The sequence below is a fragment of the Asticcacaulis solisilvae genome, assembly GCF_052327315.1.
GTDB classification, from domain to species: Bacteria; Pseudomonadota; Alphaproteobacteria; order Caulobacterales; family Caulobacteraceae; genus Asticcacaulis; species Asticcacaulis solisilvae_B.
Window position 1 is genome coordinate 379,087 of record NZ_CP166197.1, and the last position, 19,957, is coordinate 399,043.

At 67.9% G+C, this 19,957-nt stretch carries 5 protein-coding genes; 3 read left to right on the top strand and 2 right to left on the bottom strand.

Annotation, left to right across the window (positions count from 1 at the left end; translation table 11 throughout):
• Positions 1–4 precede the first annotated feature (4 nt).
• Positions 5–2,734, bottom strand: coding sequence for a TonB-dependent receptor (locus AB8717_RS20725; RefSeq protein ID WP_443750938.1), 2,730 nt, complete (start codon positions 2,732–2,734; stop codon positions 5–7).
• 387 nt (positions 2,735–3,121) lie between these two features.
• On the opposite strand from AB8717_RS20725, the gene AB8717_RS20730 reads away from it, so the two are divergent.
• The 3 genes from AB8717_RS20730 (at position 3,122) to AB8717_RS20740 (ending at position 7,377) form a co-directional block, all read left to right on the top strand.
• Positions 3,122–3,970 (top strand): LysR substrate-binding domain-containing protein, encoded by an 849-nt coding sequence (locus AB8717_RS20730; RefSeq protein WP_443750939.1) that lies wholly within the window; start codon positions 3,122–3,124, stop codon positions 3,968–3,970.
• The gene (locus AB8717_RS20735; protein ID WP_443750940.1) at positions 3,970–5,985 is read left to right on the top strand and encodes a tetratricopeptide repeat-containing sulfotransferase family protein; all 2,016 of its coding nucleotides are present in this window, start codon (positions 3,970–3,972) and stop codon (positions 5,983–5,985) included. The genes AB8717_RS20730 and AB8717_RS20735 overlap by 1 nt, the downstream gene beginning before the upstream one ends.
• A 114-nt stretch (positions 5,986–6,099) precedes the next feature.
• On the top strand, positions 6,100–7,377 hold the full coding sequence (locus AB8717_RS20740; RefSeq protein WP_443750941.1) for an MFS transporter: 1,278 nt from the start codon (positions 6,100–6,102) through the stop codon (positions 7,375–7,377).
• 6 nt (positions 7,378–7,383) lie between these two features.
• On the opposite strand, the gene AB8717_RS20745 is transcribed toward AB8717_RS20740, so the two are convergent.
• Positions 7,384–19,875, bottom strand: coding sequence for a hypothetical protein (locus AB8717_RS20745; protein ID WP_443750942.1), 12,492 nt, complete (start codon positions 19,873–19,875; stop codon positions 7,384–7,386).
• Positions 19,876–19,957: the final 82 nt, after the last annotated feature.

Here is a 19,957-nt window from a genome sequence, read left to right on the forward strand (position 1 = left end):
GGATCTAGAACCCGGCCGACAGCTTGAAGGTGATGGTCATCGGGCGCAGCGGCACCTGCGACTTGATGAACTGCGCCGTGCTCGTGAAGGTCGAGGCGTGCGAGTTCGTCAGGTTGGTGCCGACGACTTCGGCCGTCCAGTTGTCCCTGGTCACACCGAACGACGCGCCGATCGTCGTGTAGGCCGGCAGCTCCCAGCGGGTGTAGGTGGTGTCGGGAACCGGGTTTTCGTTGGCGCTGGTGCCCGGCGTGTAGTTGGCCGGCTGGGTATACATCTTGTCGGTGTAGCTGATATTGCCCGTGGCGAAGGCGCGGTAGTCGGCCAGGGCCCACTCGTAACGCGCGCGGATATTGGCCTGGACCTTAGGCGAGAAGGCCGAGACGCCGCCCTGGACGCCGAACGGGTTGGTGAAGGGCACCAGGCCGTTCGCGGTCTTGACCTGGGTGATGCACTTGCCGAGGTTCGGCGAAGGCGTCTTGCCGGTGCTGCCGTCCTGGTTGTCGATGAGGCACGGCGAGTTCGACTGCGTATTGTCGTTGTAGGTCGCCGAACCTTGCAGGGTCAGGCCTTCCCACGGACGGGCGATGAACTGCGCCTCGAAGCCGTTGATGTCGTAGTCCGGACCGTTGACCAGGAAGGTCGTGTTGCCGAGGCAGCACGGCTGGTACAGGGCGATCTGCACATTGGTCCACTTCATCGCATAGGCCGTCAGGTTCAGCTGGAGCTTGCGGTCGAAGAAGTCCTTTTTCATGCCGATTTCGTTGTTGACCAGCGAGTCCGGCGTATAGACGATCGGGCTGATGAACTGCGGAATGCCGTTGGCGTCGTTGGCCTTGGTGTTCGGGTAACGGCTGAAGCCGCCCGGACGGAAGCCTTCCGAATAGGTGTAGTAGAACAGGGTGTGTTCCGCCGGCGTCCATTGCAGGCCGAAGTGGCTCTTGAAGCCGTGGTAGTTCACGCGGTCGTGGTCGGCGTCGATATTGTGCTTGGCCGGGCAGACGAGCACGTTCAGGCAGTCGGCCGCCGTGTGGTAGACCGAGCCCTTTTCGTATTCGTTGTAATTGTAGTAGCGCGTGCCGAGCGTGGCGGTCAGGACGTGCGGGATGATGTCGAAGTCGACCGACCCGAACAGGGCGCCCTGGCTGTAGCCGCGCTTGGTGTCTTCACCGAAGCCGGTATTGTCGTTGCGCACGCCCGGCTGGCTGGCCGTCGTGCCGGGGATGGTCGCGTCGTTGCCGACGCAGAGCGGACCCGTGCCGGCGATCGCCGCCGCCAGGACGCCCGGATCGTCGCACGAGATGATGGTCTTGTAGTTGAAGTCCATCACGTCCTTGATGATGAACTGCTCGTAGAAGGCGCCGGCCACGAAGCGCAGGCGCCAGTCGTCGGGCGTGCTGACGCGGAATTCGTGGGTCTGGTGCGTGTTCTCGATCTTGTCGTGCCAGTTGGTGACCGGCGAATAGCAGGTGATCGGATAGCCCTTGCCGCTGCCGATCAGGCCGGAATTGCCGCCCGTGCACTCATAGTACTGGCCGTACAGGGTGCGCGAGTAGTTGGTGTAATCCATCTGCTGTTCGATGTTGCGGCGCATGAAGGCGCCCGTGTAGACCAGCTTCAGCGCACCCAGCTTGCCGTTGACCGTCCAGGCCGTGTTCTGGAACTTGTCCTTGTCGTAAGACGGCGAGAAGGCGGTGATCTGCAGCGGCTTCAGCGTCTGGCCGTCCGAACCGGTCGGATATTCGACCGCCAGGCCTTCCGAATCCATCGACTGCAGGCTTTCGGCGATCAGCACATCCCAATCGTCGTTGATCTTGTACAGGGCCGACAGGCGCGCGCCGTCGGTCGTCGTCGGGTTCCAGTTGTCCTTGGCGACGTCGTGGTTGTTGGCGACCGCGGTGCCGCCGATCGTGCACGACACCAGGGCGGTGCCGCCCGGACGGTGACCGGCCGGCTGGCCGTTCGGACAGATGCCGTTGGTCGGGCTGACGCCGAAATAGCCGTTGTCGTCGAAATTGCCGCGCGTGAAGGTCGACTGCACGTTGTCGATATAGCCGCCCTGGCGGTCGCTATAGACCACGGCGCGGAGCGCGAACGTGTCCTTGATCAGCGGCAGGTTGAACACCGCGCTGGCGCTGGTATTGGCGTCGCCGCCCTTCTGGAAGCCGTAGCTGACATCCAGCTTGCCCAGGGTGGAGACAAGATTCGGCTTGTTGGTGATGTAACGCAGGGCGCCGGCCTCGGCGCCGCCGCCGAACAGGGTGCCTTGCGGGCCTTCCAGCACTTCGACGCGGTCCATGTCGACCATGTAGACGTCGACATTGTGCGACGGGAACTGCATCGACTGGTCGTCGAGATAGACGGCGACGTTCGGGAAGTTGCCGACGGTGCCTTGCGACTGGTTACCGGCGAAGCCGGCGCTCAGGCCGCGCATGTAGATATTGCCCTGGCCCGGGCCGTTCTTCGGGAATTCGACGTTCGGCGTATACTTCAGCAGGTCGTCCAGCGTCGTGATGTTGAGCTGTTGCAGGCTGGTGCTCGTGAAGGCCTGGACCGTCATCGGCACTTTCTGGATGCTCTGGCTGCGGCGCTGGGCCGTGATGATAACTTCCTGAGCGCCGTCATCGGCCTTGGTGGCCTTGGTGTCCTGGGCGGACGCCTGGCCGGCGACCGGCGCGAACGCCAGGCCGGTGGCCAGGGCCGCGAAGGCGCATGAGATCATGTGTGCGGATTTCATATCGAAATGTCCTCGTTAAATCGGGCAGCAAGCCGCGAAGGCCGCGCAACCGGTGTCGCGCGTGCCGTTCGGGTGGCCATGGGGCCGTGATGTTCAGGCTGAAACGCTCCCCCACCTAGCGAAACAAAGGGAACAAATTTCGGGCGTTTTTTAATCGTTGCGCCGCACAACAGGCAATTTCATTATATGCATAGGCGGTATTCATCCAATGACTAGAGGAAATCGCCAAATTGTGCTCTATAAATAGACGCCGGACCTTTGCGAAAAGTACAATAAAATGTCACAAAACTGCAATGTACGCTATAACATCATCTTTCGGTTGCTGAAATGCGCGTAAATATTTTGCACCTGAGATCTTTTTACGCCGTGGCGAAGGAAGGCAGCATCATGCAGGCGGCCCGGCGACTGCACCTGTCGCAGCCGACCGTCTCAAAACAGTTAAAAGCGCTGGAGGAGCGCTACCGGATTTCGTTGTTTTTGAGCCGCACTCCGCCATTAAAACTCACGCCGGCCGGTGAAGCCCTGTTCCGCGAAGCCAACCAGCTCTTTTCGTCGGTCGACAATGTCGAGCAGATTCTCGAGGACGACCAGTCCGATCGGCTGCTGCTGCGCCTCGGGTCGGACACGCCGCCCCTGGCGGCGCGGCTGGCGCACGAGATGAAGATCGCCTTTCCGCGGCTGCACTGCCAGGTGCGCATCGAAAACGCCCGCGACACCTTTGAGCTGCTGCGCTCGGGCCAGTGCGACATGGCCATCGTCACCGATCCGCCGGTTCATCCCAACTTTCAATACGTGCCGATCCGCGAGGACCGGCTGATGGCCGCCTTCCCGACAGATCACCCCGCCGCGCGCCTGCCCGCGTTCGATATCCGTGGTCTGGCCGACGAAAGCCTGCTGATGCGCGAAACCTGGTCGCGGACTCGCACGGCGATCCAGCGCCTGTTCACCGATGTCGACGTCATGCCGCGCGACATCCAGGACCTGCATACGCGCGAGACCATCCGCGAGGCCATCGCGCTCGGCATGGGGATGAGCTTCTTCTTCTCTATAGAATGCGCGCCGGATCCCCGGATCGTCTACCTGCCGATCCGCACCGAGGTGCCGCTGCCGGCCATTCATTATTACCTGATTTCGGTCATCGACAAGCGCCACCACCCCATGTTCCGCCGCGCCACCGACATCGCCAAGGCATGGTATGCCCCAGCGGCCGCCCCCGAACTGCAACGGCAACACTGATGAATACCCACACCGAACTGACCCCGGCCGCCTCGATGGAAGCGGAAATCACGGCCTTGCGCCGCCTGCAGACCGAAGGCCGCCATGCCGAGGTGCTGGAACGGGCAGGCGGTCATTTGCAGGCCCTGCCCGACAACCGCGACCTTCTCCTGCTGGCGGCGTCCAGCCACCGCCATCTCCGGCAGGTGACCGAGGCCATGGCGGTGCTGGACCGGCTCGAGGCCGCGCATCCGCACTTCAGCCGCCTGCACCAGGAACGCGGCCTGTGCCACGTCCAGCGCAAGGACGCTGATCCCGCCATCCAGGCCCTGCTGCTGGCCGTCAATATCAACCCCGCCCTGCCCGCCAGCTGGTCCATGCTGGTCAAGCTCTACGGCATGACGGGCAATGCCGCCGATGCGGCGACGGCCGGGGACCACGTGGCGACGCTGGCCGCCCTGCCGCCCGAAGTCGTGCAGGCGACCTCGCTGTTTTCCGACGGCGACCTGAAGCCCGCCGAGGACATTACGCGCCAGTACCTGCTGGCGCACGGCAACCACCCCGAAGCCATGCGGCTGCTGGCGCGCATCGGCCTGGCCTGCGACGTGCTGAACGACGCCGAGACCCTGCTGGAAGCCGTGCTGGAACTGACGCCCGACTACCGGGCGGCGCGCTACGATTACGCGCAGACCCTGATCAAGCGTCAGAAATACATGCAGGCCTTCGACGAGATCGACACGCTGCTGGCCGTCGATCCGAAGAATGCGGATTACCGGACGCTGGCCGCCACGGCCGCTGTCGGCCTGGGCCAGAACGAGCACGCCATCCGCATCTATCGCGACATGCTGGAAGACATGCCGCAGTCGTGGGACGTGCCCCTGTGGCTCGGCCATGCGCTCAAGACCGTCGGCCAGGTTCCGGACGCCGTCGAATCCTATCGCCAGGCGGCGCGGGCACGGCCGAATTTCGGCGACGCCTACTGGAGCCTGGCCAATCTCAAGATGTACCGGTTTACCGACGAGGAACTGGAGGTCATGCAGCGCGAGGAGGCCGCGGCGACGACCGGCCTGGTCGATCGCTATCATCTCTGTTTCGCCCTCGGCAAGGCGTTCGAGGACCGCGCCGACTTCGCCCGCTCGTGGGCCTTCTACGAACGCGGCAACACCTTGAAGCGCTCGGAAAGCCGCTATCGCGCCGAAATCCAGGAAATCAACACGCGCGAGCAGATCGCGGTCTGCACGCCGGAGTTCTTCGCGCGCCGCACCGGCTGGGGCGCAAAGGATCCGGATCCGATCTTCGTCGTCGGCCTGCCGCGTTCGGGCTCGACCCTGATCGAGCAGATCCTGGCCTCGCATAGCCAGGTCGAGGGTACGCACGAGCTGTCGGACATCCAGCGCATCGCGCTGGAACTGCAGGGCGCCGACATGGACCTCGATCAGCCCCGCTATCCCGGCTCGATGCAGGACCTGTCGGCCGACGAAATCCTGGCGCTCGGCCGCCGCTACATGAGCGAGACGCAGGTCTATCGCGGCGGCAAGGCCTATTTCATCGACAAGATGCCGAACAATTTCCGCCACATCGGGCTAATTCACCTGATGCTGCCGAACGCCAAGATCATCGACGCCCGGCGCGAGCCCATGGCCTGCTGCTTCAGCAACCTCAAGCAACTGTTCGCGCAAGGCCAGGAGTTCACCTATGCGATCGACGATATAGCGCGCTATTATCGCACCTATCTCGACCTGATGGACCACTGGGACCGCGCGCTGCCGGGGCGGATTTTGCGCGTGCCCCACGAAGACGTCGTCGACGATCTGGACGGCAGCGTCCGGCGCATCCTCGACTATTGCGGGCTTGATTTCGAACCGGGCTGCGTCGAATTCCACAAGACCAAACGCAGTGTCCGCACGCCCAGCTCCGAACAGGTCCGTCAGCCGATCTTCCGCGACAGCCTGGACCAGTGGCGCAACTTCGCGCCGTGGATAGAGCCGCTGAATGCTGCGCTGGGGGATGCCCAGGTGCGTTACCGGACCGGCTGATTCGCGCGACAAATGAAAGAACATGTGAAGGCCCGTGGCGGTTTCGGATTTGCCGTATGCGGACGGCTTGCGCTAAGACCCGATCGACCGGGCCCGAAGCGTTTTGGAATCACCGTGACCACACCCTTGCCGACAACCGACACCGCCGCCCTGCCCGACCCAGCGCCCGACAATCGCCATCCGTTGCAGATTCCGGACTTCCGCGCCTTCTGGCTGTCGCGCCTGTGCGGCGTGCTGGGCACCTCGGCGCAAAGCGCGGCCATCGCCTGGCAGGTCTACGACATCGCCCGCGAAAAGGAAGGGATAGCGGAATCGGCCCTCTATGTCGGCCTGATCGGCCTTGCGCAGTTCCTCACCCTGTTCGCCTTTACGATCCCGGCCGGCATCGTAGCCGACCGCCACGACCGCAAGCGCATCGTCAGCTTCGTGCTGATGGGCCAGCTTCTGCTGTCGGCCGCCTTCCTGGCCTATTCCTTCCTGCCGCATCCGCCGTTCTGGGGCCTGTTCGCGCTCAGCGCCGTGCTGGGCGCTCTGCGCGCCTTTTCCGCCCCGGCCAGCTCGGCCATCGGACCGATGCTGGTGCCCAAGCACGTCCTGCCGCGCGCCATCGCCATCAACTCCATGGCCTTCCAGACCGGGCTGATCGTCGGCCCGGCGCTCGGCGGCGTGCTGGTCGGGTTTTCACCACGCTTCGCCTACGGCTTCTGTGCCGTGTTGTCGCTGATTGCCGCAAGCCTTGTCCTGACCATCCGCACGCCGACCGCGCCGGATGCGCCGTCGGGCTCGAAGATGACCATGCTGAAGGAAGGCATGGCCTATATATGGGGCAACAAGGTCATCCTGGGCGCCATCTCGCTCGACCTGTTCGCCGTGCTGCTGGGCGGGGCGACGGCGCTGATGCCGATCTTCGTCAAGGACATCCTGAAGGCGGGGCCTGAGATGTTCGGCCTGTTGCGCGCATCGCCGGCCATCGGCGCGATCGCGACCTCTTTCCTGCTGTCGAACTGGCCGATCCGCCGCAATGCCGGCCCGTGGATGTTCGGCGGCGTCGCCATCTTCGGCGTCGCCACCATCGTCTTCGGCCTGTCGACTTCGATTGTCCTGTCGATCGCCGCCATGATCGTGCTGGGCGCCGCCGACATGATCAGCGTCTATGTCCGCGGCACCCTGATCCAGATCGTCACGCCGGGCCACATGCGCGGCCGCGTCTCGTCCGTGTCCTATCTCTTCATCGGCGCGTCGAACGAGCTCGGCGAATTCGAAACCGGCGTCGTGGCGCGCCTGATGGGCCCGGTCGGCGCCGCCCTGTTCGGCGGCGTCGGATCGCTGGTCGTCACCGGCCTGTGGATCAAGCTTTTCCCGGCGCTGTTCAAGGCCAACAAGCTGGAATAGCCGCGGTCAGAACTTCATTTTCAGCGTCAGGCCGACCGAGCTCGACCGCAGCTTGGCGGCGGAATCCTGGCTGTAGTTCAACCGTACCGTCATGCGGCCGTTGACCTCCGCCGATTCGAAGTTGATCCCGACATGATCGACCCCGCGCCCGACCCAGGTTCCGGTCATTGCGGGATCAGAGTCCGGATTGGCCCCGATCAGGCGATAGGCCATGGAGATCCGCGACACCCCGCGCCAGCTATGGGACGCATCGAGTTCCAGCCTTGTGACATGGCCGAACTCGGGTGACGACGCATAGCCCAGCGCCAGTTCCGGGCCGCCGCTGGTGACATATTGGGTGTGATCCAGGCCCTGCACGCCTATACCCTCGAGGCCCTGCTCCTGAAAGGCGCTCTGGTGCAGCGTGGTGACCGCGGCATTCAACATGGGCCGGGCGTAGAGGTGGTTGCTCCGGTAGGTCTTGCCCCATTTCAGGGCCGCCTTCAGGAAGTTGGTCTTCTCGTGCGAGGTCCCGAAGGCCGGTTCGAAGACATTGATCATGCGCTTCGTGTCGACATCCTGCCAACCCGACGACAGGGAAAGCGCCAGGTCGCTGCCGTTCTCCATCAGGCGCCGCAGGCCGACGCCCAGGTTCAGGCTCTGGCCGTCCGAGCGCGCCCGGCCGCTGCCCGCCAGCAGGGTGCCGATGCGGTCGTACCCGACGGCGACCGTGACCGACCACGGATCGTTGAGCGGGCGCTCGAACCCGGTGCTCAGGGTCGAGCCGTCGCTGGAGGCGCTGAAGCTTTCGAAATCCGCCGACCGGCTCAGCGAATTGTTCTCGACATGGCCCCAGGTACAGTTGCGGTCGCCCGCGTCGCCGGCCGTGGCGCAGCCGAACATGTCGCGGCTGAACCGTTCGGCCGAGGCGTCCTGGACCAGCAGCGGCGTAACGAAGGGCTCGGGGCTGAGCTCGTCGAAGACGGAAGAATAGATACGTTCCTGGCCCGCCGTCAGGTTGCCGATCAGCGCCATCGCCCGGCCGATGCCTTCCGAGCCGCCGAGACCGATCGCCGAGTCCATATGGTGACCCAGGTTGCGGCCGTTGCGGTTGAGGAAGGGCTGGCCGAAGTCGCTGGTGAAGGCCACCTGGATCCCCGAAGCGCCCGCCAGGACGCGGTAGTCCATGGCCAGGGTGTCGTCGATCTTCAATCCGTTGTCGACGCCGCCCTTCGCGGTGGCGAACAGGGTGACGGGGGCCGGCCCGGAAAGCCAGGTCAGGGTGACCGCGCCGGTACCTGCTACCGCCGCCGTGCCCGTGACATTGACGCGGTCGGAGGCATAGGGACCGAAGGCGACATCGAAAGCCATGTGACCCGTGGCGGTCTGGACAAAATTGCCGTCCAGCGCGACCGTATTGATGACCCGCGCCCCGTACAGCAGATTGGTTTCGGGATGGCCGACGGCATCGACCGTGTCGAACGCCGCGCCATGAGCCAAGTCGATCGGCCGGCGGGGCGCCGGCAGGCCCATCTGGAAGTCGCCGGCATTGGTGAAGGTCGCCCCCGGGGCCGCCGGCAGAGCGGCCGGCGACGGCGGATCGTAGAGGTTTATCGTGTTGAAGGCGACGAAGACCGCGCCGGCATGGTTGGCGAAGCTGTTGGCCCCGGTCCCGAGGTCGACATTGCCGATCACCAGGCCGTCATTGAGGACGGCGTCGTTGCCCGTCGTCCCCGAAATGGCCAGGCCCGACACGGCCGACACGGACTCCGACACAGTCAGCGTGTTGTTGGCGCCGCCGTCGATGCGGACGCCCGCCGCATTGCCGCGCACCAGGCCGCCGGCATTGATCGTGATGTCGCCGCCGCCGAGGCTGCCCAGGCTTTGTGCCAGGACTGCGGTAGAGCCTGCGCCGGTCGCGGCGACCTGGGACTCGAGGTCGAGCCGGATCGATCCGCCCTGCCCGCTGCCGCCCGCCGTGCCGGCGAACAGGGTGTCGATCCACCCGCCGCCGCCGCCGAGGGACTGTACGACGATGCCGTCCGCGCCCGCGCCGGTCGCCGAGACGCTGCCGGCCTGGTCGAGAATGATGGCTCCGCCATTGCCGCTGTTGGCGGTATTCAACGAGACCGTGGAACCAGGCCCCGCGCCGAATACAGCCCCGCCGCCGCCACCGATCGATTGCAGGATGACGCCGTGGCTGCCTGCGCCTTCGGTGGAGATATCGCTGGTGTTGGTGATGGTCAGCACCCCGCCGTTGCCGGCCGCGCCGCCGCTGCCGCCCAGTGTCACGGCCGCGGCCTGGTTGCCGCCGATGGTCGCTTCACCGCCGCCCGCCCCGATTGACTGGATCAACAGGCCAAGCGCATGGTCGCCCTGCGTGGCGCCGCCGCCACTGTAGGTCGTGATCACATCGCCGCCGTCGAGGCCCGTGCCGCCATTGGCGCCAAAGGCGAACGTCATCGGCGTGGGCGCCGGGATCATGGCCACCGGATGGATGGCGCCCTGATTGGCCGCCGAGCTTGTCCCCGTTATCGACGGATCGCTGTGGATGGTCACGCTGGCCGCGCCGCCGCCGCCGCCGATCGACTGCACCATGATGGCGCTGGCGAGGTCGGCGATCGTCGACACGTTTCCGTCTTCGGTGCGCGACACGTCGCCGCCCGTCGCGTCCGAGGTCTGGCTTGAGCCGAAGGTGAGATTGATCGGCCCGACCAGGGCGCCGCTCTGCGCCGTGATGTCGATGACGGCATGGCCGCCGCCGCCGCCGATGGTCTGCGACAGGACGCCGAGCGCATTGACGCCCGTCGTCAGGATGTCCCCGGTGCGCTGGCCATCCAGGCCGGCGCCGGAATTATTGCTGCCGCCGGAGCCGCCGAGCGCGACCGAATAGGCGATCGCGGCGGAATTGAGCGTGTCGGCCGCGGCCTGCCCGACCTTAAGGTGCAGGGTGCCCCCGCCGCCACCCAGCGACTGGGTGAAGCTGCCGACGCCATTGTCGCCGCCGACGCCGAAGCTGCCCGTGGTGTTGACCGTGACCTTGCCCGCATTCATCTGGCTGACATCGACGCCGCCGAGGCGCGTCGCGATCACTGGGTCGGTGACGGTGTCGTTCTGGCCGATGCCGAAAGCATCGGCGAAGAGGCTCTTCAGGGAGAAGCCGGGCATGCCCGCCACGCCGCTGAGGTCGAAATCGAGGTGGCCGCCGCCGCCGTTGATGCTTTCCGCCACCACGGCCTGCGCGCCCTCGCCCAGCACGGCGACGTCGCCGGCCTGGGTCACCGTGACGGCGCCGCCCTTGCCGCCCGTGCCGCCGCCGGCCGCCCCGGCGATCAGCGACAGGGTATTCGAGATGGCGAAGCTGGCCGCGTCATTGGTCACCGCCACCCCGATGCCGGCATTGCCGCCGCCGCCGCCGATCGACTGGGCGACGATGCCGTGGCTGCCCGTGCCCGACGTATAGATGGCGCCGGTATTGCTGACCGTGACGTCGCCGCCGTCTCCGCCGTCTCCGCCAAAGCCACCGATCGACAGGACCGGCGCGCTGGCCTTCTGGCTGAAGGCCGCCGCCGCCGACAGGACCAGGCCGCCATTGCCGCCCCCGCCCCCGGTCGATTGCGCCAGGATGCCGTAGGCATTGTTGCCGTCCGTTTCGATGATCCCGGAATTGTCGACGCTGACCGCGCTGCCGATATTGCCGCTGCCGCCCTTGCCGCCGAAGTTCAGTCCGGCCGCGAACGAATCCTTGCCGCTGTTCAGCCCGGTCAGGGTGACGATCGACGAGCCATTGCCGCCGCCACCGCCCAGGCTCTGCGCGAAGATGCCGTGCGCGGAGTCGCCCTGCGTCCAGATGACGCCGCTGAAGTCTCCGGCCGCGTGCGTGTTGTAGACGTGAACCTCGCCGCCTTCGCCGCCGGTGCCGCCGTCGCCGCCGATATTCATGGTGAAGTTCTGGGTCTGGGCGTCGGCGCCCGTCGCCGCCAGCAGGGCGCTGATGATCAGGCCGGCATTGCCGCCGCCGCCGCCGGTCGAAGTGGCGCGGATGCCTTCAGCACCCTGCGACTGGGTCAGGATGGCGCCCGTATTGGTGACGGTGACCAGGCCCCCCTTGCCTCCGTCGCCGCCATGGCCGCCGACATTGAAATTGACCGACTGGTCGGTGCCGCCGCCGCCGAGCAGCTTGGCCTGCGACACCGCGCCCCCGTCGCCGCCGCCGCCGCCGATGCTTTCGGCGCGGATGCCGAAAGACTGGATGCCCGCGGTCTCGATGAAGCTGCTGTTGGTGACCGTAACCCCGCCGCCGACAGCGCCGGTGCCGCCCGTGCCGCCGATGTCGAACGAGAAGGAGCGCGCCGTCTTGCCGGACTTGACCGTCTGGATGGTGGCCTGGAGGTAGTCGCCGCCATTGCCGCCGCTGCCGCCGATCGACTGCGCCCAGATGCCGCTGGCCTGGTCGCCGAACGTCAGGAGATCGGCCGCGTTGTTGACCGTGACCTGTTGCGAATACGAACCGTCCCCGCCCTTGCCGCCGATATTGATGTCGGCCGTGGTGGTGTTCTCGTCGTCGACGCTGTTGAGCGCCAGCTTGTCGCCGACCGTGCCGCCCATGCCGCCGCCGCCGCCCAGGGATTGGGCGAAGATGGCGTTGGCGCGCGCGCCTTCGGTCTCGATCTCGCCTTCGGCACCGACCGTGACGATGCCGCCGATAGCACCGGTGCCGCCGTCGAGGCCGACAGCGATATTGCCGCCGTAGCTGCCGGACTCGGCGCTGTAGTCGCCGCCGATCGTGGTCGTGCCGCTGTCGCCGCCGCCGCCGCCGACACTCTGGGCCATGATGCCCATGGCGTCGTCGCCGACCGTGAAGATGGAGCCGTCGGAATGGACCCGGACCTCGCCACCCTGGCCGCCGCTGCCGCCTTCGCGCCCGATATTGATGGTGCCCGACGAGCTGTCGAGGTGGCCGGTAAAGGCGTCGATGACAGGATCGAGATACTGGTTGAAACCGTTGGCCGAGCCGCCGCCGCCGCCGATCGACTGGGCCTTGATACCGATGGAGCCCAGGCCCTGGGTGTAGATGGTGCCGACATGGTCGACGTCGACCAAGTCGCCGATGCCCGCCGCGCCGTTGGCGCCGCCGACCCCGAAATTGACGCCTTTGGTCTTTTCGCCCAGGCGCCCGAAGCTGAGATTGACGTTGGACGAGCCGCCGCCGCCGCCGACAGACTGGGCGACGATGCCGTGGCTGTCGACGCCGTCCGTGTAGATGTCGCCGTCGTGCCTGACGGTGACGACCTTGCCGTCGCCGGCGTCCGCGCCGTCTCCGCCGACCGAGATGACGGCCGACTTGAAATTCTTGCCGCTGTCCGGGTTGGTTTCGCTGTTGACGGCGATATTGATGTTGACTCCGGCCGATCCGCCGCCGCCGCCGACGCTCTGCGCCACCAGGCCGCTGCTGAAGTCGCCCACGGTCGCGATGATCCCGGCGTCGGCCGCGCCCGTTCCCGCGTCATAGCCGCGGATGACGGTGACATTGCCGGCATTGCCACCGGCGCCGCCACTGCCGCCCATGCCGAACTGCACGGTGTCGCCGGCATTGCGCGCCGCCGACAGGGACAGGTTCATGCCGCCCTCGCCGCCGCCGCCGCCGATCGACTGGGCCAGTATGCCGGCCGAATTGAACACGGTCGTCGTCGGGTCGTTCGGATCCTCGTCGGTGGCGGTGCTTGCCGGGCCGTTGACGGCGATGCCGCCCGTGCTGTTGACCGTGACGTCGCCGGCATCCGCCCCTTCGCCGGCCGTGCCGCCGACCCCGGCGACCACGCGCTTGGCGTCCTTGTTCTGGCTGGCATTGGTGATATTGGCCGAGACGTTCAGCCCGCCGTCGCCGCCGCCGCCGGCGACGCTTTGCGCCAGCAGGCCGATGCCGTTCTTGCCGTCGATGATGATCTGGCCGTTCTGCGTGACCTTGACCGCGCCGCTGATATTGCCGGCGCCGCCGAAACCGCCCAGGCCGAAGGTGATCGAGGTGTCGTCGCCGCCGTTGAGCGTGGCCGTGCCCGACACATTGATGCCGCCGGCCCCGCCGCCGCCGCCGATCGACTGGGCCACGATGCCGCGCGTGCCGTCGCCGCTGGTGCCGATATCGGCGTCGATGGTCGCCGTGACGTCCATGGACAGGCCGCCGTCACCGCCGAAGCCGCCCATGCCGAAGGCCAGGGCGCTGTTGCTGGTGATGCCGCCGGAGATGTCGATCCCGCCGATACCGCCGCCGCCGCCAAGCGACTGCGCCACCACGGCGGCGCGGTTGTCGCCCGCCGCCACGACGGAGACGCGGCTGGCCGTCGGCGAACCGATGGCCAGGTCGACCGTACCGGCATTGCCGCCGCCGCCGGCAAAGCCGCCGATGCCGATCGACGCTTCCTTGGACGAGCTGCCCGACTTGGTCAGGGTGACGCCGCCCGTTACATTGAGGCCGCCGGTGCCGCCGCCGCCGCCCACGCTCTGCGCCACCACGGCGCCGGTGAACAGCTTGCTGCCCGAATTGTCCGCGCCCAGGCCTGTCGCATAGACATTGCCCATGATGGTGGCGTGGACGGCGCTGGCGTAGCTGGCATTGCCGCCGAAACCGCCAAGCCCGATATTGATCGAGGCATCGTCGCCCTTGGAAGCGACCAGACCGCCCGAGACGTTGATGCCGCCGTTGCCGCCGCCACCGCCGACGCTCTGCACCAGGATGGCTTCGCTGTCCGCGCCCGCCGTCTCGGTGTCGCCCGTGCGGTCGAGCCACGCTTCGCCGCCATAGCCGCCGTCGCCGCCGAAACCGCCGACGCCGATCGAAGCCTGGCCCGATTTGCCCTTGGCCGAGACGTTGAGCTCGCCAGTGATGTTCATGCCGCCATTGCCGCCGCCGCCGCCGAGCGACTGCACGATGACGCCGTCCGAGCGCGCGCCGTAGGTCAGATAGGTTCCGTCGACCGTGGCATGGACGTCACCGGAATGGCCGCCCGAGCCGCCGAAGCCGCCGATACCTATGCCCACGGCGCCATTGTCGCCGCTGGTCAGGGTCGCCGCCGCCGTAACGTTGAAACCGCCGTTCCCGCCCCCGCCGCCCAGGGATTGCAGCATGGCGCCATAGGCATCCGCGCCGGAGGTCGTGACATTGCCGTCAAGGTGGCCGGTGACCGCGCCGCCGGCCCCGCCCGCGCCGCCGAAGCCGCCCACGCCGATGCCGACGCTGCCGCCCTTGCCGCCGCCCGCCGTGATGGCGCCGGTGACGTTGAAACCGCCATTGCCACCGCCGCCGCCGACGCTTTGCATCAGCGCGCCGTAGGACGATGCCCCGATCGTCGTAATGTCGCCCGTGACCGTGGCGTCGACCAGGCCGGCGTTCGACGCCTTGCCCCCGAAGCCGCCGACACCCACGCCGACATTGCCCGCCGCGCCGCTGCTCGACGAAGTCAGGGCGATCCCGCCGGTAATATTGAAACCGCCATTGCCGCCGCCGCCCGCCAGGCTTTGGTAGGTCACCGCCGCCGAATTGTCGCCCCGCGTCGAGATATTGCCCGTGACCGTGCCCGTGACGGCGCCGCTGGCGCCGCCGTCGCCGCCCATGCCGCCGACGCCGACCAGCACATCACCCGCGCCCTTGGTCGAGCCCGCGATGCCGGCCGTGATGTTGAAGCCGCCGTTACCGCCGCCGCCGCCGATCGACTGGACCAGGATGGCCTGCGCGTCGTCGTCGCCGAGCGTGATGACGTCGCCCGTGACGTTGCCCGTGACGGCGCGCCCCTGGCCGCCCAGGCCGCCGGAACCGCCGACGCCGACGCCGATATTGCCAGCGCCCGTCGAGGCCATCGAGACCGTGCCCGACACCGAGAAGCCGCCATTGCCGCCGCCGCCGCCGACGCTTTGCGCCAGCACGGCGCGCGCGCCCGAGCTGTGGGTCACCACGGCTGTGGTGAGGCCCGTCGTCTGGTCGGTGTCGCCGGTGACGTTCAGAGTCACGGTGTCGGTGGGAAGCGCGCCCGCGTCGCCGCCCTTGCCGCCGCTGCCGCCGACCGAGACGCCCATCGACACGGAGCCCGTGCCTGCGCCCGAAATGCTGCCCGCGACGCTGAAGCCGCCGTTGCCGCCGCCGCCGCCGATCGACTGAGCGATGATGCCGTGGCTGTCCTGGCCGAAGGTTTCGGTCGCGCCGGTGACGGTCAGGTCGACCTTGCCCGACGTGCCGCCGTCGCCGCCCGAACCGCCGACGCCGACGCTGATCGCCGCCGCGCCCGTGCCGCCGCCGCCGATCGAGCCCGCGATCGCAAAGCCGCCATTGCCGCCACCGCCGCCCAGGGATTGCGCCACGACGCCGTCCGAATTGGCGCCGCCGGTGACGATATCGCCCGTAACCGCCGCCGTGACACGGCTGGCCGAGCCGCCGCCGCCGCCCGAGCCGCCTATGCCCACACCGATCGCGCCGCCGCCCGTGCCGCCAAAGCCGATCGACCCGGCGACGCTGAACCCGCCATTGCCGCCGCCGCCGCCGACCGACTGCGCCAGGAAGCCGCCGGAATTGTCCTTTGTCGTGATGATGGTCGAAGACGAGGCGTCGACCGTGCCGCCGCTGCCGCCAAGGCCGCCCGTGCCGCCCAGGCTGACGCTGATGGCGCCGCTGCCCGTGCCGCCGCCGGTGATGCCGCCCGCGATCGAGAAGCCGCCGCTGCCGCCGCCGCCGCCGACGCTTTGCACCGTGACGCCGGCCGCCCCCTTGCCCTGCGTCGTGACAGGGCCGCTGACCCGGCCTTCGACCGCGCCCGCGCCGCCGCCCGAACCGCCCGTGCCGCCCAGGCTGACGCTGATCGATCCCGCACCGGTACCGCCGCCCGCCAGGCCGCCGGCCACGGAGAAGCCGCCATTGCCGCCGCCGCCGCCGACCGATTGCGCCAGGAAGCCGCCGGAGCCTTCGCCGGTCGTGTCGATGGAGGTCGCAAAACCATGGACCTCGCCGCCCGTGCCGCCGCCGCCGCCCGAACCGCCGACGCCGACGCTGATCGTGCCGCCGCCGACGCCGCCGACGCCGATCGAGCCCGCCACCGCGAAGCCGCCGTTGCCGCCGCCGCCGCCCAGGCTTTGCACGGTCACGCCGGTCGAATTCTTGCCGGTCGTCGAAACGTAACCGTTGGCGTGGCCTTCGGCATAGCCGCCGTTGCTGCCCGAACCGGCGCTGCCGCCGACGCCGACGCTGATGCCGCCGCCCGCCGTGCCGCCCGCGCCGATCGCGCCCGATACGTTGAAGCCGCCATTGCCGCCGCCGCCGCCGATCGACTGCACCAGCAGGCCTCCGGAATCGTCGCCGGTCGTCGTGATCTGGCCCAGCGTCGTGCCGACCGCACGGCCGCCCGCGCCGCCGCCCGCGCCCGAACCGCCGACACCGACCGCGATACCGACGCCCGCGCCGGCGCCCGCACCGATCGAGCCCGAGACGTTGAAGCCGCCGTCACCGCCGCCGCCGCCGACCGACTGCACCAGCACGCCGGTCGAGCGCGCGCCGTGCGTCGTCACGTCGCCGCCGATCGTGCCTAGTGCCGTGCCGCCCGCGCCGCCGACATCGCCCGAACCGCCGACGCCGATCGAACCCGCGCCGCCCGTGATGCCCGCCGCGATCGAGGCCGAAACATTATAGCCGCCGGTGCCGCCGCCGCCGCCGACCGACTGGATGATGGCGCCCGCCGCGTCGTCGCCATATGTGGTGATCGTGCCGTTGAAATCGGCATCGACCTTGCCCGCGCCGCCGCCCGAACCGCCCGAACCGCCGACGCCGGTGGCCAGCGACAGCGACACGCCGGCCGATCCCGCCACCGCCGCCGACACGCTGAAGCCGCCCTTGCCGCCGCCGCCGCCGACCGATTGCGCCAGGAAGCCGGTCGCGAACTGGCCGTCATTGCGCACTTCGGACGTCTGCACGCTGTCCTTCATGACGTAGGCGCCGCCGACCGTGCCCGTGACGATGGTGCCGCCGGTGCGCACCGTGACGTCGCCGCCCTGGCCGCCCTTGCCGCCCGAACCGCCGATGGCCGTCGACAGCGAGACCGAACCGCCGATGCCGCCGGACGCCGCAATGGCGATGGCGTAGCCGCCGCCCCCGCCGCCGCCGCCGACCGATTGCACGTAGACGCCTTCGGAATTGTCGCCCGTCGTCTTGATATAGAGGTCGTCAGCATTGACTCCATAGCAGGTGGACGCGATGGCGCAGTCGTCGACATCGCCGACCTTGACCGTGCCGCCCAGCCCGCCGTCGCCGCCCGAGCCGCCGACCGCCAGGCTGATCGCCGCGCCTATGCCGACCGACACCTGCCGCGCCGTGCCGCCGGCCCCGCCGCCGCCGCCGACCGATTGCGCGAAGATGCCGCGCGAGCGGTCGCCCGTCGTTTCGATCAGCCCGCCCTGGGTCGCGTTGTTGAAGGTGATGTTGACCGTGCCGCCCTTGCCGCCCGCGCCGCCCTTGCCGCCGACGGCGATGCCGCCGAAGACGCCTTCGGAATCGGACGAGCCGCCGTTGCCGCCGCCGCCGCCGACCGACTGGGCGAAGATGCCGTGGGCGTCGTTGCCCTCGGTCGTGATCCAGCCGGTATTGTTGACCGTGACCGTGGCGCCGTCGCCGCCCGACTTGCCGTCGCCGCCGATGCTGAGCAAGGGGCCGCTGGACGAGCCGCCGTCGCCGCCGCCGCCGCCGACGCTTTGCGCGAAGATGCCGATCGACTTGTCACCGTGGGTTGTAATGACGCCCGAATTGTCGACGCTGACCACGCCGCCGACGCTGCCGGGACCGCCCGAGCCGCCGATCGCCGCCAGGCCGGAGCTGTCGCCGCCCGTGCCGCCGCCGCCGCCGATCGACTCGGCGAAGATGCCGCGCGCATTATTGCCCCAGGTTTCGATCCCGCCAGAATTGACGACCGTGACACTGCCGCCGTTACCGCCGGATGAGCCGGAATCCCCGTAAGCGAACAGCCCGCCGGAATCGCCGCCATTGCCGCCCGAGCCGCCGATCGACTGCGCCAGTATGCCGTGCGAAAAGTCCTTGTTGGTCGTGATCTGGCCGGAATTGTTGACATAGACCGTGCCGCCATTGCCGCCCGAGGAGCCGCCGCCGCCTTCGCCGATGATGCCATAGCTGGCGCCGCCGTCGCCCGCCGCGCCGCCGAGCGACTGCGCCTGGATCCCGATGGCGCCCTTGCCGCCGGTGACGATTGTGCCTTCGTTATAGACGGTGACCGTGCCGCCCTGCGTCGCGCTGCCGCCCCCGCCGCCCGTCGCGGCGATGAAGCCCTTGCCGCCCTTGCCGCCGACGCCGGCATTGCTCTTGACGAAGATGCCGTGGGATTCGTCGCCCGTCGTCGTGATATCGACCTTGTTGTCCAGCCAGATATTGCCGCCCTGGCCCGCCGCGCCGCCCGGCGCCGCATCGATATTGCCGTAGGCGTCGCCGCCCTTGCCGCCATTGCCGCCGAAGCTGGTCAGCGAGATGCCTGGGGTCTTGGCGCTCTTGGTGAACAGGTGGTTGTCCGGCCCGATCTTGCTGAGGTCGACCGTCTCGGTGAAGTTCGGTCCCGGCGCGCCGGCGTCACCCGACGTCGGGTGATAGGCGATGTCGATACAGCCGAGGATGCCGAAGCAGATCTCGACCCCGCCGCCGTCCTTGCCGTTATCGCCGTCGTCGCCCTTGCCCGTCTTGGTATAGGCGTGTTCGCCGCTGGGCGAGGAGATCAGCGCGCTGCTGTTGCCGGTGGCGTCGGTGCCGATCTGGTTGAGCGGCACCTTGTCGAGCTCGGTCTTGGCGTAGGTGACGAAAGCCAGGCCCGTCTTGGTCGTGCCGCCGCTGCCGGTGGCGTCGAGGATGGCGTGGCCGTGGCCGTCGTCATAGACCTTGGTGACCTTGAATTTTTCGGTCGAGCCCGGAAGGTAGATGTAGTCGTCCTTGACCACCGGCAGGACGACCAGGTTGTAGTCGGTCGTCAGCACGACCGAGGTCGAGAAGACCTTGCCGACGGCTTCGTTGAGGCCCGTGTCGGGATTGTAGACCGTGTTGGGGATGATAGATTTCGAGCGGTCGAAGCTGACGCCCGTCGTGCTGTGGGTGGTGACGTCGACGGCGGTGATGGCGGTGACGCGCCCGGTGATCGGATCGGTCGTGACGCCGGTCACCCGGTAGGTATCGCCCGAATCCGGTGAGACGAAGGTGTCGTCGATCTTCGTGGCGTCAATGATCTGGTTGCCCTGGTCGGTCAGGTAGACATTGGTGGAAAGCGTCTGGACCAGGCTTTCCTTGTGGCCGTTGTCGGGATTGATCAGGAAGGGCAGCGCGTCGACCGTTTTCAGCGGTGTGTCGGCCAGGACGGGCGTGGCGGTCATGGCGGCCATCGACAGGCACAACCCGATCGCCGCCCACGACGCCGTCGTGATCAGCCTCTTGCGGACGGGGTTCGGAGCCTTCGTGATTGCCGGTTTCGTCGCTTTCGCCACCTTCTTACGCATCGCCCGCCCCATGAATAGCCGCACGCGCGCGGAAAGGCGCGCGCCTTCCGCGAATCAAACCGTGCTGAAAATGATTAATCCC